Source organism: Klebsiella sp. F11 (assembly GCF_056712265.1).
Map to the genome: position 1 here is coordinate 4,560,603 of NZ_CM160060.1, position 18,016 is coordinate 4,578,618.

The following is an 18,016-nucleotide window of genomic DNA, read 5'->3' on the forward strand; positions in this document are numbered from 1 at the left end:
GCGACGTTAAAAATCGCTCCCGGCGATTTTTTATGGGCGATAGTCTTTTCTTATGGTGACGCGATGAGCAACTCTTTACCTGACACTGTCTCCCCTGCCCTCTCGGGCCAACCTGAGAATCCGGGCGCCTGGCCGCAGGATGATTTAACCTGCGCAACGATTAAGTCCCATCTCGAACTTTTCCAGCGCTGGCTGGGCGAGGCTTTCGATGCCGGCACCGCCGCGGAGCGGCTGATTGAGGCCCGCACCGAGTTTATCGACCAGCTGCTGCAGCGCCTGTGGGTGGACTACGGCTTCGGGTCAGTTGGCGACATGGCCCTGGTGGCGGTCGGCGGCTATGGCCGCGGCGAACTGCACCCGCTCTCCGACGTCGACCTGCTGATATTAAGCCGCAAAAAACTCTCCGATGAACAGGCGCAGAAGGTCGGCGAGCTGCTGACGCTGCTGTGGGATGTCAAGCTCGAGGTAGGGCACAGCGTGCGCACCCTCGAAGAGTGCCTGCTGGAAGGTTTATCCGATCTGACCGTCGCCACCAACCTGATTGAATCGCGCCTGCTAATCGGCGACGTCGCGCTGTTTCTTGAGCTGCAAAAACACATTTTTAGCGACGGCTTCTGGCCGTCGGAGAAATTCTTCGCCGCCAAGGTAGAGGAACAGAACGAACGCCATCAGCGCTATCACGGCACCAGCTATAACCTTGAACCGGATGTGAAAAGCAGCCCCGGCGGCCTGCGGGATATTCATACCCTGCAGTGGGTCGCTCGCCGCCACTTCGGCGCCACCTCGATGGATGAGATGGTGGGCTTCGGCTTCCTGACGGAGGCGGAACGCAACGAGCTCAACGAATGCCTGCATCAGCTGTGGCGCATTCGATTCGCCCTGCACCTGGAGCTAACCCGCTACGATAACCGCTTACTCTTTGACCGCCAGCTCAGCGTCGCCCGTCGCTTAGGCTATGAAGGTGAAAGGAACCAGCCCATCGAGCATATGATGAAGGATTTCTTCCGCGTTACCCGCCGGGTAAGCGAGCTGAACCATATGCTGCTGCAGCTGTTTGATGAAGCCATTCTTGCGTTGACCGAAGATGAAAAGCCGCGGCCGATTGACGATGATTTTCAGCTGCGCGGTTCGCTCATCGATCTGCGCGACGATACGCTGTTCATCCGCGAACCGCAGGCGATTCTGCGCATGTTCTATATTATGGTGCGCAACAGCAGCATCACCGGCATCTACTCCACGACGCTGCGCCATCTGCGCCACGCTCGCCGCCATCTGACGCAGCCGCTGTGCTATATCCCGGAAGCGCGAACCATTTTTCTTAGCATGCTGCGCCACCAGGGCGCGGTCAGCCGCGGGTTGCTGCCGATGCATCGCCACAGCGTGCTGTGGGCCTATATGCCGCAGTGGTCGCATATCGTCGGCCAGATGCAGTTCGATCTGTTCCACGCCTACACCGTGGATGAACATACGATCCGCGTCTTGCTGAAGCTGGAGAGTTTTGCCAAAGAGGAGACCCGCAGCCGCCACCCACTGTGCGTCGAGCTGTGGCCGCGCCTGACCCATCCGGAGCTAATCCTGATTGCCGCCCTGTTCCACGACATTGCCAAAGGCCGCGGCGGCGACCACTCGGTGCTGGGGGCTCAGGACGTGCTGAAGTTTGCCGAGCTGCACGGCCTGAACTCGCGAGAAACTCAGCTGGTCGCCTGGCTGGTTCGCCATCATCTGCTAATGTCCGTCACCGCCCAGCGCCGTGATATTCAGGATCCCGAGGTCATCAAGCAGTTCGTGGAAGAAGTGCAAACCGAAAACCGCCTGCGCTACCTGGTGTGCCTGACCGTGGCCGACATCTGCGCCACCAACGAAACCCTGTGGAACAGCTGGAAGCAAAGCCTGCTGCGCGAGCTCTATTTCGCCACCGAAAAACAGCTGCGCCGCGGTATGCAAAGCACGCCGGATATGCGCGAACGGGTTCGCCATCATCAGCTGCAGGCGCTGGCGCTGCTGCGGATGGAAAACATTAATGAAGAGGCCCTGCATCAAATCTGGAGCCGCTGCCGGGCTAACTACTTCGTGCGCCACACGCCAAATCAGCTCGCCTGGCATGCGCGTAATTTGCTCCGACATGACCTCAATAAGCCGATGATTCTGCTCAGTTCGCAGGCCACGCGCGGCGGCACCGAAATTTTTATCTGGAGTCCGGATCGACCCTATCTGTTCGCCGCCGTCTGCGGCGAGCTTGACCGCCGAAATCTGAGCGTTCACGACGCCCAGGTCTTTACCACCCGCGACGGCATGGCGATGGACACCTTTATTGTGCTCGAACCGGATGGCAGCCCGCTCTCCGCCGATCGCCACGAGATGATCCGCCTTGGTCTGGAGCAGACCATTACCCAGCGCAGCTGGCAGCCGCCGGCTCCGCGCCGACAGGCGGCAAAACTGCGCCATTTCTCCGTCGCCACCGAGGTCAATTTCCTGCCCACGCATACCGATCGAAAATCGTTCCTTGAGCTGATTGCGCTCGATCAGCCCGGCCTGCTGGCCCGGGTTGGCCAGGTCTTCGCCGACCTCAATATTTCCCTTCACGGGGCCAGAATTACGACAATTGGTGAGCGAGTAGAAGATTTATTTATAATCGCCACGGCAGACCGGCGTGCGCTTAATAACGAGCTGCAACAAGAAGTACAACAACGGTTGACAGAGGCCCTCAATCCAAACGATAAAGGGTAACGAACTTTTATGTGTAATAGAGAAAGAGTAAACAATGCAGCAATTACAGAATGTTATTGAGTCCGCCTTTGAGCGTCGCGCCGACATCACGCCGGCAAATGTGGATACCGTAACCCGCGAAGCGGTTAACCAGGTTATTTCCCTGCTGGATTCCGGCGCTCTGCGTGTCGCTGAAAAGATCGACGGCCAGTGGGTCACCCACCAGTGGCTGAAGAAAGCGGTTCTGCTCTCTTTCCGTATTAACGATAACCAGGTTATCGACGGTGCGGAAAGCCGCTACTTCGATAAAGTCCCGATGAAATTCGCCGACTACGATGAAGCGCGCTTCCAGAAAGAGGGCTTCCGCGTGGTTCCGCCGGCGGCCGTTCGTCAGGGCGCGTTCATTGCCCGCAACACCGTGCTGATGCCGTCCTACGTCAACATCGGCGCCTACGTTGATGAAGGCAGCATGGTTGATACCTGGGCTACCGTCGGCTCCTGCGCGCAGATCGGTAAAAACGTGCACCTCTCCGGCGGCGTCGGTATCGGCGGCGTTCTGGAACCGCTGCAGGCTAACCCAACCATCATCGAAGATAACTGCTTTATCGGCGCGCGTTCTGAAGTGGTTGAAGGCGTGATTGTCGAAGAGGGCTCCGTTATCTCCATGGGCGTGTACCTGGGCCAGAGCACCAAAATCTACGACCGCGAAACCGGCGAAGTCTTCTACGGCCGCGTACCGGCCGGCTCGGTGGTGGTTTCCGGCAACCTGCCGTCGAAGGATGGCAAGTACAGCCTGTACTGCGCGGTGATCGTCAAGAAGGTAGATGCGAAAACCCGCGGCAAGGTCGGCATTAACGAACTTCTGCGTACTATCGACTAAGCAGTATAAAAAGCGGGAGATATCCCGCTTTTTTTATATTTGACGCTGGCGAAGATTAGTTTTTTCGTTAATTATTCAAAGGTTATGATGATATCAAAGGTACCGTTATGTACGATAATCTGAAAAGTCTTGGCATTACCAATCCTGATGAGATCGATCGCTATAGCCTGCGCCAGGAAGCTAACAACGATATTCTGAAAATCTATTTTCAGAAGGACAAAGGCGAGTTCTTCGCTAAAAGCGTTAAGTTTAAATATCCGCGTCAGCGTAAGACCGTTGTCGCCGATGGCGTAGGCCAGGGCTATAAAGAAGTGCAGGAGATCAGTCCCAACCTGCGCTACGTTATCGATGAGCTCGATCAGATCTGTCAGCGCGATCGCACTGAAGTCGATCTGAAGCGTAAGATCCTCGACGATCTGCGTCATCTGGAAAGCGTCGTCACCCATAAGATCAGCGAAATTGAAGCCGATCTGGAAAAACTGACCCGCAACAAGTAAGCCTGCTCCCCTTCCCTGACCGGCGACGCCCGTCGGGGCTATGGATACAGCCGCCCGGATAAGGCGTTAGCGCTATCGTCCGGGATTATTCCCTATCTCTGCTCATCCAGCTGTAGCGCAATATAGAGCAGCAGCCGATCGTCAAAACTGCCCAGATCCAGCCCCGTCAGCTCTGAAATACGATTCAGCCGATACTCCAGCGTATTCCGATGAATAAACAGCGCCTTTGAGGTCGCCAGCGGCTGGACGTTATGGCGAAACCAGGCCTGCAGCGTACGGCGCAGCAGACCGTTATTGTCCATCGCCTTCAGGCGAACCAGCGGGCGGGCCAGCTCGTTGGCCTGCCAGCCGCCGCGCAGGCTATCGAGCAGCACCGGCAGCATCAAATCCTGATAAAAATAGCTGCGGCTCTCCGGCATGCGCTCCTTGCCGACCATCATGGTGGTGCGAGCGGTACGATACGAGCGCGCAATGCTGCCAGGCCCGGTAAAGAAGTTGCCTAACGCCACGCGAAACCGCAGCTGGCCGTTTTCCTTCATCCTGGCGATAAGCTGGTCGACCCGTTTGCGGTGATCCTCCGCATCCCAGCGGCCAAAAGCGTTCAGCGCGGGCTTAAGAACCACCATCTCAGTTAATGAGACAATCGCCACCAGGTTATTACGGTCGGGGGTGGTCAGAGCGGTCTGCAGCTGCTGCAGCTCCGCCATGGCGCTATCCACACCCAGCTGGCCGCTGTCGACCTCAATCATAGCCACCACCCGCGGCTGATTCAGGTCGATGCCCAGGCGCTGCGCCCATTCGGTTAGCGCCGGGGTATTCTCTTCTGCCTGAATCAGGTTCATCACCAGCTCTTCACGCAGGCGGCTATCCTGCGCCAGCAGATGCATCAGCCGGGACTGTTCCAGCATCATTTCCGCGGTCATGCATACCAGTTCGCCGTACTTGCGCAGCGTTTCTGGCTCCCCGGTGAGGCCGATGACGCCGACAATTTCTCCTTCCAGGCGCAGGGGCAGGTTGATCCCCTGACGTACGCCGTGCAGGTGACGGGCCACCGCATCATCGATATCGACAATGCGCCCCTGGGAGAGAACCAGTAGCGCGCCTTCGTGCAATTCACCAATACGCTCGCGATCGCCGCTGCCGATAATGCGCCCACGGGCATCCATTACGTTGATATTGGTATCAATAATGCGCATGGTACGCGCCACGATATCCTGCGCCATTTTGGTATCAAGATGCCAGCCAGCCATGTAACCCTCCCCTGAGCAGGGCATCAGCATAAAAGAGTTGGGTTAGCGGTGCATTGTGCGTATGCACAAAGCACGGGAGAGAAGTATGGAGTTGTGGAAGAAATCACAGAATGAAAGATCGGCGTCGTGCGGGGTAAAAAAAGCCCCTTCCCTCGGGCGAGGAGAAGGGGCTGATTTAGCCGACGGAGATTACTGCATCAGCAGGTAGATAGTGCTATCACCGCGCTGAATATTCAGCGCCAGAACCGACGGTTTAGCGTCAAAGATTTTGCGCAGGTCGGCAATATTTTTCACCGGCTGCTGGTTAGCGCCGACGATAATGTCACCTTTCTTCAGGCCAATCTGTGCCGCAGGCGTCCCGGCCTTGACGTTATTAACCGTCACGCCTTTATCCTGGCCCTTGTTGCTCATTTCAGCCCCTTCAATACCGTTGAAGATGGTGCTGGAATCAACCTGGGTCTGGCTGCTCTGCTGCAGCTCAACGGTCGCAGTTACCGGTTTGCCATCGCGCACCAGGCCAAGCTCAACCTTGCTGCCGATAGGCATTGTGCCAACCTGCGCGCGCAGTGCGGCAAAGCTGCTAATCGGTTTACCGTTCAGCGAGGTGATTACGTCCCCGGCCTTGATTCCGGCTTTCGCCGCGGCGGAGCCCGGCATCACCTGGCTAACAAAGGCACCACGCTGGGCATCGACCTTCATCGCTTTTGCCAGCTCGGAGTTCAGCTCGGTCCCCATGATCCCCAGTTCACCGCGTTTCACCTGGCCATATTTAACCATCTGCTCGCTCAGGTTTTTCACCATGTTGCTTGGGATAGCGAAGCCGATACCGATGTTGCCGCCGTCCGGTGCGAGGATCGCGGTATTGATCCCAATCAGCTCGCCGTTCAGGTTAACCAGCGCGCCGCCGGAGTTGCCGCGGTTAATCGCGGCATCCGTCTGGATAAAGTTTTCGTAGTTTTCCACGTTCAGGCCGCTGCGGCCAAGAGCGGAAACAATACCGGAGGTCACGGTTTCGCCCAGGCCAAACGGGTTACCAATCGCCACGGTGTAGTCGCCGACGCGCAGGGCGTCAGAATCAGCCAGCTTGATTGCCGACAGGTTTTTCGGGTCCTGAATCTGAATCAGCGCAATATCGGAACGCGGGTCTTTCCCCACCACTTTGGCGTCAAACTTGCGCCCGTCGCTGAGCTGAACCTTGATAGTCGTCGCGTTATCCACTACGTGGTTGTTGGTGACGACGTAGCCTTTCGCCGCATCAATAATCACCCCGGAGCCGAGCGCCATGAATTTCTGCTGCTGCCCGCCGTCAGCCGGCGCGCCGCCGCCCTGGCCACCGCCTTGCCCGCTGCCCTGACAGAACGGAGAGCTTTGGAACGGAGAACCGTCCTGGCAGAACGGCGAGTTGTCGCCGAAGAACTGCTGGAAGTTGCGCGGCATCCGCGGCGTGTTCACGGTGGTGCTGCCTTCAACGTTAATGCTGACGACCGACGGCATGACTTTTTCCAGCATCGGGGCCAGACTCGGCATCTGCTGCGCATTGGTCGCCGAAGAAGCTGTTTCTGCCGCGCTCGCAGAGAGCGGGGATAACGCCAGACCTAAACTCAGAGCCAGTGCACTCATTGCTAACGTGGTTTTTTTCATATGTCTCAATCTCGATTTTAGATAACGCAGAATTGCTATGTAAGTGACTATCAGAGTCATTTTATCGCGCTAAGTTCCGGAATTAAGTACTGCCAAAAAGTAAAAAATTATTGTCCGTCTTTACAAAACCTGCAGCTATTCTACCGCCATCAGCCGCCGATATTCATCCCATGCATACAGGTCCGTCATCCCGCTAATATAGTCCTGGATCAGGCGGCAGCGATAATAGTATTCCATCAGCGGAAACTCGGCGGAATCAGCCGGAATTTTGTTTACCGCCTCCACGTAGGCCAGCCGATGTCGTGTTGAAAGTTTCTGAAATAGTCGCGAAGCGATAGGCAGGCTTCTCACTCTCTCTTTTTCAACTAATAAGCTGAACTCCTCCAGCGACAATTTCAGCAGCGGCTGATAGATATCTAACAGGCCGCTAATAACGCGATAACCCTGCAATTCCAGCTGTTCTACATCCGGATGGCTAAACACATGTTTTACTGCCACATTTTTATATAACTCAAGCAGCTGACTGCAGTCGCTATCATCCTCAAGCAGCGCGTGATTAAAGTCACCGGTAAAAATCTTCGCGATATTATCTATAAAACGCCGGGCCGCATACGGCACCAGTTTATTCAGCGTATTGACCCGTAAATACATAAAGAACTGATCTTCCGTACTCCGGCTTAGGGAATTAGAACGTGATTTATCCCACGCATTTTCTACCACCTGAGAAAATAACGAACCTTTTTCATGCGGCCCCCACGCGTCGTAAAGATGCTGATAGAGTTGCTCCACGCTGAAAATTCGCTTTTCTACCGCATCTTCCAGATCGGCGACGCAATATGAGATATCATCCGCCGCTTCCATAATCCACGTTAATGGAAAGCGATTGTAAGGCGCCAGATCCAGTTCTTTACGTAACCTCGCAATATAGCCCTCTTCGGCTAGATAATAACCAGGCTTCTTCATTAAATAGCTGTGGCTGGCGGGCGTTTCACCGCGCCACCAGGCCGGGCGGGTATATTTAAGAATACAGCCAACCTGCGCCCAGGTAAGATTCATTCGCATTAGCGTATGGACTAACCGAATCCCCTGGGCGTTGCCCTCAAACCAGCACAGATCCTGGCGGATCTTGCCGCGCAGCGCGTTCAGCGACGCTTCGCCCGGCCGCAGGCGCAGCACGTCAACCGTGCAGCGATCGTTGGGCAGCGCTTCATCATCCGCATCGTCCGGGGCCAGGCGCTGGCTGAACCAGTCATTAATTGCCGCCTCGCCAAAATGGCCGAACGGCGGGTTGCCGATGTCGTGCATCAGACACGCCATTTCGACGATACTCTCAAACGGCCCGCCGAGCGCATCCAGGCCATAGGCCGTCAGCAGCTGCTGCTCTTTCAGCCGGCTGAGGACCTCTTTGGCAATGTAGCGCCCGACCTGCTGCACTTCGAGGGAATGGGTTAGCCGGGTGCGCACCGCCGCGTTGCGCTCCAGCGGAAAGACCTGGGTTTTCTGCTGTAAACGGCGAATGGCCGGAGAGTTAATAATGCGCCCGCGATCGCTTTCGAAAATACGCAGTATTTCACGCTCCGTTTCGACGCCCTGCGGCGAGCGATAGCGTCGGTGCCAGTTAATCTTGTTGCGAAAATCAATCTTTGCCATAGCCTCTCCCGCTCGCGAGCAATAACGTTTCCCTTTGAGTGCATGATAGACTATGCAACTAAACCTGACACATCGCGAGTAAATCTATGAAAATCGGCATTATTGGCGCTATGGAAGAGGAAGTTACCCTTCTGCGCGACAAAATCGAAAACCGCCAGACACTCACCCTCGGCGGCAGCGAAATCTACACCGGCCAGCTTCACGGTACCGACATCGCCCTGTTGAAATCGGGGATCGGCAAAGTTGCCGCGGCGATGGGCGCGGCGCTGCTGCTGGAAGTCTGCAAGCCGGACGTGATTATCAACACCGGCTCCGCCGGCGGCCTTGAGCCAACGCTGAAAGTCGGCGATATCGTGATCTCCGACGAAACGCGCTACCACGACGCCGACGTGACCGCATTCGGCTACGAATATGGCCAGCTGCCGGGCTGCCCGGCAGGCTTCAAAGCCGACGACAAGCTGATAGCCGCCGCGCAGCGCAGCATCGAAGCGTTAAACCTTAACGCAGTACGCGGTCTGATCGTCAGCGGCGACGCGTTCATCAACGGCTCCGTCGGGCTGGCGAAAATCCGCCATAACTTCCCGCAGGCCGTAGCGGTCGAAATGGAAGCCACCGCCATCGCCCACGTCTGCCATAACTTCGGCGTCCCGTTCGTGGTGGTTCGCGCCATCTCCGACGTTGCCGATCAGCAGTCCCACCTGAGCTTCGACGAGTTCCTCGCCGTCGCCGCCAGGCAGTCCACTCTGATGGTGGAAAATCTGGTACAGAACCTGACGCGTGGCTAAATCGCTAAAACAGGCGCTTGCCGCCCTGCTGCTGCTGGCCCCGGCGTGGCTCTTCGCCGCGCCGCGGGTGATAACGCTCTCCCCGGCTAATACCGAGCTGGCGTTTGCGGCCGGCATCACGCCGGTGGGCGTCAGCAGCTATTCCGACTACCCGCCGGAGGCCACCGGCATCGAGCAGGTTGCCAGCTGGCAGGGGATGAATCTGGAGCGCATTGTCGCCCTCAGGCCCGACCTGGTCCTGGCGTGGCGCGGAGGCAACGCCGAGCGGCAGGTTAATCAGCTGAGCGCCCTCGGTATCAAGGTCATCTGGGTCGATACCGCCACCATCGAAGAGATTATCACCACCCTGCGGCAGCTGGCGCAGTGGAGCCCTCAGCCGGAAAAAGCCCGTCAGGCGGCGCAGCAGATGCAGGACGATTACAGTGCGCTGAAGGCCCGCTATGCTCAGATCCCGAAGAAGCGCGTCTTTCTCCAGTTTGGCAGCAATCCTCTTTTTACCAGCAGTCGGGGATCGATTCAGGATCAGGTGCTGACGCTGTGCGGCGGGGAGAATATTTTCGCTGCCAGTAAAGCGCCCTGGCCCCAGGTCAGCCGCGAGCAGGTTCTCGCCAGGCAGCCGCAGGCCATTGTCATTACCGGCGATGCGCGCAAAATCCCCGAAGTCGAACGCTACTGGCATAATCAGTTAAAAATTTCGCTGATTGCGTTGCATAGCGACTGGTTTGAACGCGCGAGCCCGCGTATTATCCTCGCCGCAAAACAACTCTGTACTGCGCTCGAGCAGGTAAAATAATTGCCCTGTTAAGCAGGCGCTAAGCGGGAACTGACGATGCTTGTCTATTGGCTGGATATTATTGGCACCGCCGTATTTGCGATCTCCGGCGTGTTGCTGGCCGGCAAACTGCGGATGGACCCTTTCGGCGTGCTGGTGCTGGGGGTGGTTACCGCCGTGGGCGGCGGGACGATCCGCGATATGGCGCTCGCCAACGGCCCGGTGTTCTGGGTGAAAGACCCCACGGACCTGGTAGTGGCAATGGTCACCAGCATGCTGACGATTCTGCTAGTGCGCCAGCCGCGCCGCCTGCCTAAGTGGATACTGCCGGTGCTCGACGCCGTCGGCCTGGCGGTATTTGTCGGCATCGGCGTCAACAAGGCCTTTATCGCCCACAGCGGCCCGCTGGTTGCGGTCTGCATGGGGGTTGTTACCGGCGTCGGCGGCGGCATTATTCGCGACGTGCTGGCGCGCGAAATCCCGATGATTTTACGTACCGAAATCTACGCCACGGCCTGTATTGTCGGCGGTATCGTGCACGCGACGGCCCACGACACTTTTCAGGTGTCGCTGCAAAATTCGGCGATGATAGGGATGGTTGTGACGCTGGTCATTCGGCTGGCGGCAATCCGCTGGCACCTGAAGCTGCCGACGTTTGCGCTGGATGATAACGGGCGGTAGATGCCGTAAATCGGCGTCCTGTAGGCCGGGGTCGGGCAAGGGATATCTGCTGCGCGGCCCGTCCGTGGGCCTTGCTTCGGCGGGATAAATCAGACGCTAAACGAAGATCCGCAGCCGCAGGTGCTTTTCGCATTCGGGTTGGTCACGATAAAACGTGAGCCTTCGAGGCCTTCAGTGTAATCGACGGCGCCGCCGACCAGATACTGCAGGCTCATGGGGTCAACCACCAGGCCTACGCCCTGTTTCTCGATGGTCATATCCCCTTCGTTAACCTGATCGTCGAAGGTGAAGCCGTACTGGAAACCGCTGCAGCCGCCGCCGGTGATATAAACGCGCAGCTTCAGGTTCGGATTGTCTTCATCAGAAATCAGGAATTTTACTTTTTTGGCTGCGGCTTCGGTAAACTCCAGCGGCAACGCGACATCATCACTCATTTTATGCTCCCATTGATACTTCCGATCCGCTTAAAGAATAGCCGGACCTTTTGAGCCATTATCTAATACCCTGGTAAATCGTTCAAGTATTCTCCCCGGCAACCGCACGCGCTTTTGCCTCCTGTTCAGCGGCCTGTTTCGCCAGCGTTCTTTCAAGGATAGTTGAATACAAGGGTTTACCGCCGAGAAATTGAGCCAGTAGTGTTGCGCCGAGGCAGGTAATAATCATTGGCAAAATGAGCTGATAGTTATCGGTCATCTCCAGCACCAGCACAATTCCGGTCAGCGGCGCGCGCACCGACGCGGCGAGGAGCGCCCCCATTCCGGCGATGGCGAAGGTGCCGGGATCGAGATGATAGGCCGGAAACAGCGGCGTCGCCGCCATACCAAACGCCGTTCCCAGCAGGGTTCCCAGCGCCAGCATCGGCGCGAAAATCCCGCCGGGCGCGCCGGAGGAAAAACAGAGCAGCGTGGTCATCACCCTGGCGATAAAAATAAACAGCAGCAGGCCAACGGAGAAGTTACCCGCCGCGGCAATCGGAATGAGGTTAAACCCGCCTCCCGCCGCCGCGGGCTGAACCAGCCCGAGAATACCGCAGCCGCCGCCGATCAGGCCGCCAATCAGCACCCACTTTTTGAGGTCGCCGCCGTGGAGACGCTGGAACATATCCTGGGTACGCAGCACCAGAGCGTTAAACAGCGGGCCAACGGCGCCAAAAATCATCCCCAGAATCAGATACAGCCACAAGGTGTTGACCGGCGCGTTGCTCAGCTTACCGACCTCGATAATCGCCCCTTCGCCGTTAAAGATGCGAAATACGATGCTCGACATAATCACGCCGGTAAACACGGCCTTAATGGAGATCAGGTTGTAGCGAAACTGCGGGCGCATCTCTTCAATAATAAACAGGATCCCCGCCAGCGGCGCGTTGAAGGCGGCGGAGAGGCCCGCAGCGGCGCCGGTTGCCAGCAGCGTATGGCGCGCTTCGGGGCTGCGCATGCGGAAAACATCCACCACCATGCGCCCAAGATTGCCGCCGAGCTGAACCATCGGCCCTTCCCGGCCCAGCACCATGCCGGCGCCCAGCGTCCCCATCCCGCCGATAAACTTCACCGGCAGCACCCGCCACCAGCGAACCGGGCGCAGCTCTTCCAGCGCCCCTTCTATTTCCGGGATCCCTGAGCCGCCCGCTTCCGGGGCAAAACGCCGCACCAGAAAGTAGCCGACCATTGCCAGCAGCGCGGATAAAATAAAGGCCAGCGGCCAGACCAGGAATCCGTAGTCCGCCACCGACAGCAGGGTGGCGATGCGCAGGTTCTGCACCCAGTTGACGCTCTTTTCAAAAGCAACGCCTACCAGCCCTGCCAGGGTGCCGACGACGGCAGCCATTAGCAGCACCGCCAGCGGCGTTTTGTCTCGCTGAACCAGCCGACGAACCACGTCGCCGCGGCGCAGGCGTACGATCTGTTTTGCTTCAAAAGAGGAGGCTTGTGCTTTCATACTCTCGTCGGTTAATAGTCATACAAATAGTGCAGAGGGCATTTTAACTGCCGGGACGCCCGCCGTCGCGGAAAAAATGCACCGTTCGCGCTTTGTTTCAATTGGGCAAAACTTTCATAACTATCCTGGAATAACTTAGAATAACCGGCAAAACATTTTTCACGAACCAGGAACCAGGCAATGAGCAAATCTGAAACTCTCTTTAGCGCCGCGCGTGAACTTATCCCCGGCGGCGTTAACTCGCCGGTACGAGCCTTCAGCGGAGTTGGCGGCACGCCGCTGTTTATCGAACGTGCGGACGGCGCCTATCTGTACGACGTCGATGGTAAAGCCTATATCGATTATGTCGGTTCCTGGGGCCCGATGGTACTCGGCCATAACCACCCGGCCATTCGTAATGCGGTGATTGAAGCGGCGCAGCGCGGCCTGAGCTTTGGCGCGCCGACGGAAATGGAAGTGAAAATGGCGGCGCTGGTAACGGAGCTGGTGCCGACGATGGATATGGTGCGGATGGTTAACTCCGGCACCGAGGCCACCATGAGCGCGATTCGCCTGGCGCGCGGCTTTACCGGCCGCGACAAAATCATCAAATTTGAAGGCTGCTACCACGGCCACGCCGACTGCCTGCTGGTCAAAGCGGGCTCCGGCGCCCTGACCCTCGGCCAGCCGAACTCTCCGGGCGTGCCGGCCGATTTCGCCAAACACACCCTCACCTGCACCTATAACGACCTGGATTCGGTGCGCGCCGCGTTCGAACAGTATCCGCAGGAGATCGCCTGCATTATCGTTGAACCGGTAGCCGGCAATATGAACTGCATCCCGCCGCAACCGGAGTTCCTGCCGGGCCTGCGCGCGCTGTGCGACGAATTTGGCGCCCTGCTGATTATTGATGAAGTGATGACCGGCTTCCGCGTTGCTCTGGCGGGCGCCCAGTCCTACTACGATGTGGTCCCTGACCTGACCTGTCTGGGCAAAATCATCGGCGGCGGCATGCCGGTGGGCGCCTTCGGCGGCCGTCGCGAGGTGATGGATGCGCTGGCGCCGACCGGCCCGGTCTATCAGGCGGGCACCCTCTCCGGCAACCCGATCGCCATGGCGGCGGGCTTCGCCTGCTTAAGCGAAGTGGCGCAGCCGGGAGTTCACGAGACGCTGACGGATTTAACCAACCAGCTGGCCCAGGGACTGCTGGACGCCGCGCGCGACGCGGGCGTTCCGCTGGTAGTGAATAACGTTGGCGGCATGTTCGGCATCTTCTTTACCGACGCCGAAACCGTCACCTGCTATCAGGACGTAGTGAAGTGTGACGTTGAGCGCTTTAAGCGCTTCTTCCACCTGATGCTGGAAGAGGGTGTTTACCTGGCGCCTTCGGCGTTTGAAGCCGGGTTTATGTCCGTTGCCCACAGCAAAGAAGATATCAACCAGACCATCGCCGCCGCGCGCCGCGCGTTCGCCAAACTGTAGTCCACGCGCTATCCCGGGCGGGCATCACGCCTCGCCCGGGCTCACGCCGCGAAAGCTAGCGGCTCTGCTTCCTCAGCAAATAGATAAAGTACGGTGCGCCAATAAAGGTCGACAGCAGGCCCGCCGGGATCTGATACGGGAACGCGATCATCCGCCCGCACCAGTCGGCAAATACCAGCAGCAGGCCGCCAATCAGCCCGGATATCACCATATGCGGTATCGTCCGGCGGAACCCCATCATGCGCGCAATATGCGGCGCCATCAGACCGACGAAGCTTAACGGGCCGATGGTCAGCGTTGCCGTGGCCGTCAGGCAGGCGGCCAGCAGCAGCAGGCCGATGCGCGACGCCGTCAGCGCAACGCCGACCGCTCGCGCCGCCTCGCCGCCGAGCGGCAGGATCGTCAGCCAGCGGCGGCACAGCGGCGCCAGAGCCAACAGCACCAGCATCATGCCGCCGCTGTACGTGACCATCTCCGGCGTCGCGCCGTAGGTCGATCCGGAGATCCACGTCAGAATCTGCGCCATCCGCGGATCGCCGCTGGCCTGCAGCATCATCAGCAGCATGGTGAAAGCGGTGCTCAGGGCCATGCCCGCCAACAGCATGCGATGCGGCGAAAAGCCGCCGCGCCCGGCGGCAACCAGGATCACCAGCAGCGTCGCCGCCGCGCCCAGACTGCCGGCTGGCAGCAGCCAGCCGAAGGCGTTGCCGGGAACGAAGAACAGCATCACAACCACGCCAAACGCCGCGCCGGAGCTGATCCCCAGCACTTCCGGGCTGGCCATCGGGTTGCCGGTCAGGCGCTGAATAATACAGCCCGCCACCGCCAGCATCACCCCGGCGAACAGCGCCGCCAGAATCCGCGGCCAGCGCCACGGCATCAGCTGGTCGAGCAGCGTACCGCTGGCCCACTGCCAGCCCTGCGCATCGCGGCCGAAGGCCAGCGCCGCAATAGCCGCCAGCAGCAGAATCGCCAGCCCGCCGAGGGCAAACCACAGCACATTGTGCCGTTCAGCCGGCACCTTGTCGCCGGCGTTCATCACCGGGGCGCTAATACTGCGCAGGCGCGGCAGCAGCCACAGCAGCAGCGGTGCGCCAACCAGCGCGGTCACCGATCCGGTTGACACCTCCATCCAGACGCGGGCAAGCCACAGAATGATTTGATCGGAGAGCCAGAGGATCAGCGCGCCAATCAGCGCCGCCAGCAGCAGGCGCGAGAGTAGGCGGCGGGCGCCGAGCATTTTTGCCAGCAGCGGGGCAAACAGGCCGATAAAGCCGATAATCCCCACCGCATTCACCAACATCGCGCTGATAACAATCGCCAGCGTCAGCGCCCCAAGACGCGCCAGGGAGAGCGCCAGGCCGAGGTTACGCGCCACGCCGTCGTCCAGCCCCATTAGGGTGAGAGGCCGCAGCAGCAGCAGCGTCAGCATCGCCCCGCCAAGCAGCTGCGGCCACAGCCGCTGCACCACGCTCCAGTCGGTCTGCGTCAGGGTGCCGGTGCTCCACAGGAACATGCTCTGCAGCTGGTCGTGATGGAAAATAACCATCAGCTGATTAAGCGCCCCGCAGTAGAGGCTGACCACCAGGCCGGCGAGGATCAGGGTCACCGGCGACAGCCGTTTGCCCCAGGAGACGCCAAACACCAGCGCCCCCACCAGACACGCGCCCGCCAGGGCGGCAAACTGCGAGGCCAGCACGCCGGGGATCGCCCACAGCGCGGTGACCGTCATCCCCAGCTGGGCGCCGGTCGCGACGCCAAGGGTCGTCGGTTCCGCCAGCGGGTTGCGTAGCACCTGCTGAAACAGGACGCCCACCAGCCCGAGGCCGGCACCCACCAGCAGCGATACCGCCAGCCTCGGCAGCAGGCTGTAGTGAAACAGCATCTGGGCGATATTATCGATATCCGGCTGCCACAGCGCCTGGCGCCACTCGTTCTGCGGCAGCGCGATGCGGAGATTAAAGAGGCTCAGCGCGAAGGCGGCAATCAGCAGTAGGGCCAGCAGCAGAGCCGCCAGAGGAGAAATTCGCGATCTCACGCCGGGCCTCCCTGAGCGTCCGCCAGCACGCGGGCAAAGTGCATCGCCGAGAGCGTAGCGCCGTAGAACCACACCGCCGGCACGCGCTGGAAGCGCCCTTCGCGGACAAACGGCATCGCCCGCCACAGCGGGGTGTTCATCAGCTGCGTCATTTCGCCATCGTTGCCGTGGTCAAAGCAGATCACGTCCACATCCTTATAGGCCGCCAGCCGGTCGATACCGACGGTCACGCTGCCCCAGAAGGTGCTCTCCCCGCGCCAGGCATTTTTGATATCAAAGCGTTCGAGGATTTCCTGAAACAGGCAGTTATTGCCGAAAACCAGAACATGACGCGGGTCGAGCAGGCTGATCATCAGCAGCGGCCGGTCGCCGCGGCGGGCGAAACGCGGGCGCAGCTCGTCCATCAGCGCATCGAACTCCGCCAGATGGCGCTTCGCTGCCTGCTGCTTACCGATAAGCTCGGCCATTTCATTGAGCGATTGTTGCGCCATCATCAGCGGCCGTTTGCCGTCGCTGAAGGTAAATCCGCGCCCCGGAGCGATACGCGCCAGCTTCTCAGACGACGGGCCGTAGCCTGCCGACCAGAAGATATACGACGGTTTCATCTGCGTCAGCAGTTCGAGATTGGGTTCGGTGCGCAGCCCGACGTCAATGACCGAGTCCGGAATCGCCGGCTCGTTCACCCACAGGCGATAGTTCGGGATATCGGCGACGCCGTAGGGCACGACGCCCAGCGCCAGCAGCAGCTCTACCGGCAGCCACTCCAGCGCCACGATGCGCTGCGGATCGATAGCCGCCGCCCGCGCGCCACGCATCTGCCACAGCAGCGGCGATAGCGCCATCGCCGTCAGTAAACGTCGACGGGTGATCACATTGTTTTTTTCCATTATTAATAGACGAAGCTTACCGGCGCGCTGCCCGCCGGGTGCGGCAGAATTCCCATCGGGATACCATAAATTTGTTCCAGCGTTTCGCTACGCATCAGCTCAGACGACGTACCCTGAGCAATCATCTCGCCGCCGCGCAGAGCCACCAGATAGTCGCAGTAGCGGGCCGCCATATTGATATCGTGCAGCACGGCAACCACCGTCAGGCCGCGCTGCTGGCTCAGGCGATGCACCAGCGCCAGCACGTCAACCTGGTGGGCAATATCCAGCGCCGAGGTGGGCTCATCCAGCAGCAGACAGCGGCTGTCCTGGGCTACCAGCATGGCAATCCACGCGCGCTGGCGCTCGCCGCCGGAGAGGCTATCGACCAGCCGGTGCGCCAGCGGTTTCAGCCCGACCAGCGCAATGGCCTCCTCGACCTTCTGCCGATCCGCCGCGCCAAAGCGCCCCAGCGCCCCGTGCCACGGATAGCGTCCAATCGCCACCAGCTCACGCACCGTCATCCCCTCCGCCGCGGGCAGCTGCTGCGGCAGATAGGCCACCTTGCGGGCAAACGCCTTGCTGTTCCAGCTATCGAGAGGCTGACCATCGAGCAGCACTTCGCCCTCTGACGGCGGCTGATGACGGCCGAGCATTTTCAACAGCGTCGATTTACCGGAGCCGTTATGACCAATCAGGCCGGTCACTTTTCCTGCCGGGAAGGTTAACGAAAGAGGGTGCAGCAGCGTGCGGCCAGGCACGCGAAAGGTAACGCGATTCAACGAAAACGTGGTATCGGATTGCGGAGTGTTTTCCTGCATAACAGCCAACTTGTTTAACGGCGCGGCGAACCG

General features: G+C 59.3%; 15 protein-coding genes. 7 read left to right on the plus strand and 8 right to left on the minus strand.

What is annotated here, in order from left to right; genetic code table 11:
• The first annotated feature begins 63 nt into the window (after positions 1-63).
• The 3 genes from glnD to AC1M2H_RS22515 all read left to right on the plus strand — a co-directional run bounded on the left by glnD (position 64) and on the right by AC1M2H_RS22515 (position 4,083).
• On the plus strand, positions 64-2,727 hold the full coding sequence (gene glnD, locus AC1M2H_RS22505) for a bifunctional uridylyltransferase/uridylyl-removing protein GlnD (protein WP_480149117.1): 2,664 nt from the start codon (positions 64-66) through the stop codon (positions 2,725-2,727).
• A 34-nt stretch (positions 2,728-2,761) separates the two neighbouring features.
• Positions 2,762-3,586 (plus strand): 2,3,4,5-tetrahydropyridine-2,6-dicarboxylate N-succinyltransferase, encoded by an 825-nt coding sequence (gene dapD / locus AC1M2H_RS22510; RefSeq protein ID WP_004872026.1) that lies wholly within the window; start codon positions 2,762-2,764, stop codon positions 3,584-3,586.
• A gap of 107 nt (positions 3,587-3,693) precedes the next feature.
• Entirely contained in the window at positions 3,694-4,083 is a 390-nt protein-coding gene (locus AC1M2H_RS22515; RefSeq protein ID WP_004858100.1) for a DUF3461 family protein, read from the plus strand.
• A 92-nt stretch (positions 4,084-4,175) separates the two neighbouring features.
• On the opposite strand, the gene cdaR is transcribed toward AC1M2H_RS22515, so the two are convergent.
• The 3 genes from cdaR to dgt all read right to left on the minus strand — a co-directional run bounded on the left by cdaR (position 4,176) and on the right by dgt (position 8,624).
• Complete coding sequence (gene cdaR / locus AC1M2H_RS22520) at positions 4,176-5,333, minus strand: DNA-binding transcriptional regulator CdaR (protein WP_426813029.1); 1,158 nt, start codon at positions 5,331-5,333, stop codon at positions 4,176-4,178.
• A gap of 189 nt (positions 5,334-5,522) precedes the next feature.
• The gene (gene degP / locus AC1M2H_RS22525) at positions 5,523-6,974 is read right to left on the minus strand and encodes a serine endoprotease DegP (protein ID WP_480149118.1); all 1,452 of its coding nucleotides are present in this window, start codon (positions 6,972-6,974) and stop codon (positions 5,523-5,525) included.
• Positions 6,975-7,109: 135 nt separating this feature from the next.
• The gene (gene dgt, locus AC1M2H_RS22530) at positions 7,110-8,624 is read right to left on the minus strand and encodes a dGTPase (RefSeq protein ID WP_480149119.1); all 1,515 of its coding nucleotides are present in this window, start codon (positions 8,622-8,624) and stop codon (positions 7,110-7,112) included.
• 86 nt (positions 8,625-8,710) lie between these two features.
• Here dgt and mtnN point away from each other — a divergent pair, with 86 nt between their 5' ends.
• Genes mtnN through AC1M2H_RS22545 form a run of 3 tightly spaced genes read left to right on the plus strand, consistent with a single transcriptional unit; the run spans position 8,711 to position 10,862 of the window.
• Entirely contained in the window at positions 8,711-9,409 is a 699-nt protein-coding gene (mtnN, locus tag AC1M2H_RS22535) for a 5'-methylthioadenosine/S-adenosylhomocysteine nucleosidase (protein ID WP_480149120.1), read from the plus strand.
• Positions 9,402-10,202 carry a vitamin B12 ABC transporter substrate-binding protein BtuF gene (gene btuF / locus AC1M2H_RS22540; RefSeq protein WP_480149121.1) on the plus strand — a complete coding sequence of 267 codons (801 nt, stop codon included), beginning with the start codon at positions 9,402-9,404 and terminating at the stop codon, positions 10,200-10,202. Before mtnN ends, btuF begins: the two co-directional genes overlap by 8 nt.
• Before the next feature lie 36 nt (positions 10,203-10,238).
• Entirely contained in the window at positions 10,239-10,862 is a 624-nt protein-coding gene (locus AC1M2H_RS22545) for a TRIC cation channel family protein (RefSeq protein ID WP_480149122.1), read from the plus strand.
• Between the two features lie 89 nt (positions 10,863-10,951).
• On the opposite strand, the gene erpA is transcribed toward AC1M2H_RS22545, so the two are convergent.
• Together erpA and clcA are read right to left on the minus strand one after the other, a co-directional pair.
• Positions 10,952-11,296 carry an iron-sulfur cluster insertion protein ErpA gene (erpA, locus tag AC1M2H_RS22550; RefSeq protein ID WP_426813035.1) on the minus strand — a complete coding sequence of 115 codons (345 nt, stop codon included), beginning with the start codon at positions 11,294-11,296 and terminating at the stop codon, positions 10,952-10,954.
• A gap of 82 nt (positions 11,297-11,378) precedes the next feature.
• Entirely contained in the window at positions 11,379-12,797 is a 1,419-nt protein-coding gene (clcA, locus tag AC1M2H_RS22555) for a H(+)/Cl(-) exchange transporter ClcA (RefSeq protein ID WP_480149123.1), read from the minus strand.
• Between the two features lie 180 nt (positions 12,798-12,977).
• On the opposite strand from clcA, the gene hemL reads away from it, so the two are divergent.
• Entirely contained in the window at positions 12,978-14,258 is a 1,281-nt protein-coding gene (gene hemL, locus AC1M2H_RS22560) for a glutamate-1-semialdehyde 2,1-aminomutase (protein ID WP_480149124.1), read from the plus strand.
• A 55-nt stretch (positions 14,259-14,313) separates the two neighbouring features.
• Here hemL and fhuB read toward each other — a convergent pair whose 3' ends face one another.
• The 3 genes from fhuB to fhuC are packed head-to-tail and all read right to left on the minus strand — an operon-like array spanning position 14,314 to position 17,983.
• A complete protein-coding gene (gene fhuB, locus AC1M2H_RS22565; protein WP_480149125.1) occupies positions 14,314-16,296 on the minus strand; it encodes a Fe(3+)-hydroxamate ABC transporter permease FhuB in 1,983 nt (660 codons plus the stop codon).
• Complete coding sequence (gene fhuD, locus AC1M2H_RS22570; protein WP_480149126.1) at positions 16,293-17,183, minus strand: Fe(3+)-hydroxamate ABC transporter substrate-binding protein FhuD; 891 nt, start codon at positions 17,181-17,183, stop codon at positions 16,293-16,295. Before fhuD ends, fhuB begins: the two co-directional genes overlap by 4 nt.
• A gap of 2 nt (positions 17,184-17,185) precedes the next feature.
• Entirely contained in the window at positions 17,186-17,983 is a 798-nt protein-coding gene (gene fhuC / locus AC1M2H_RS22575) for a Fe3+-hydroxamate ABC transporter ATP-binding protein FhuC (protein ID WP_480149127.1), read from the minus strand.
• Positions 17,984-18,016 lie beyond the last annotated feature (33 nt).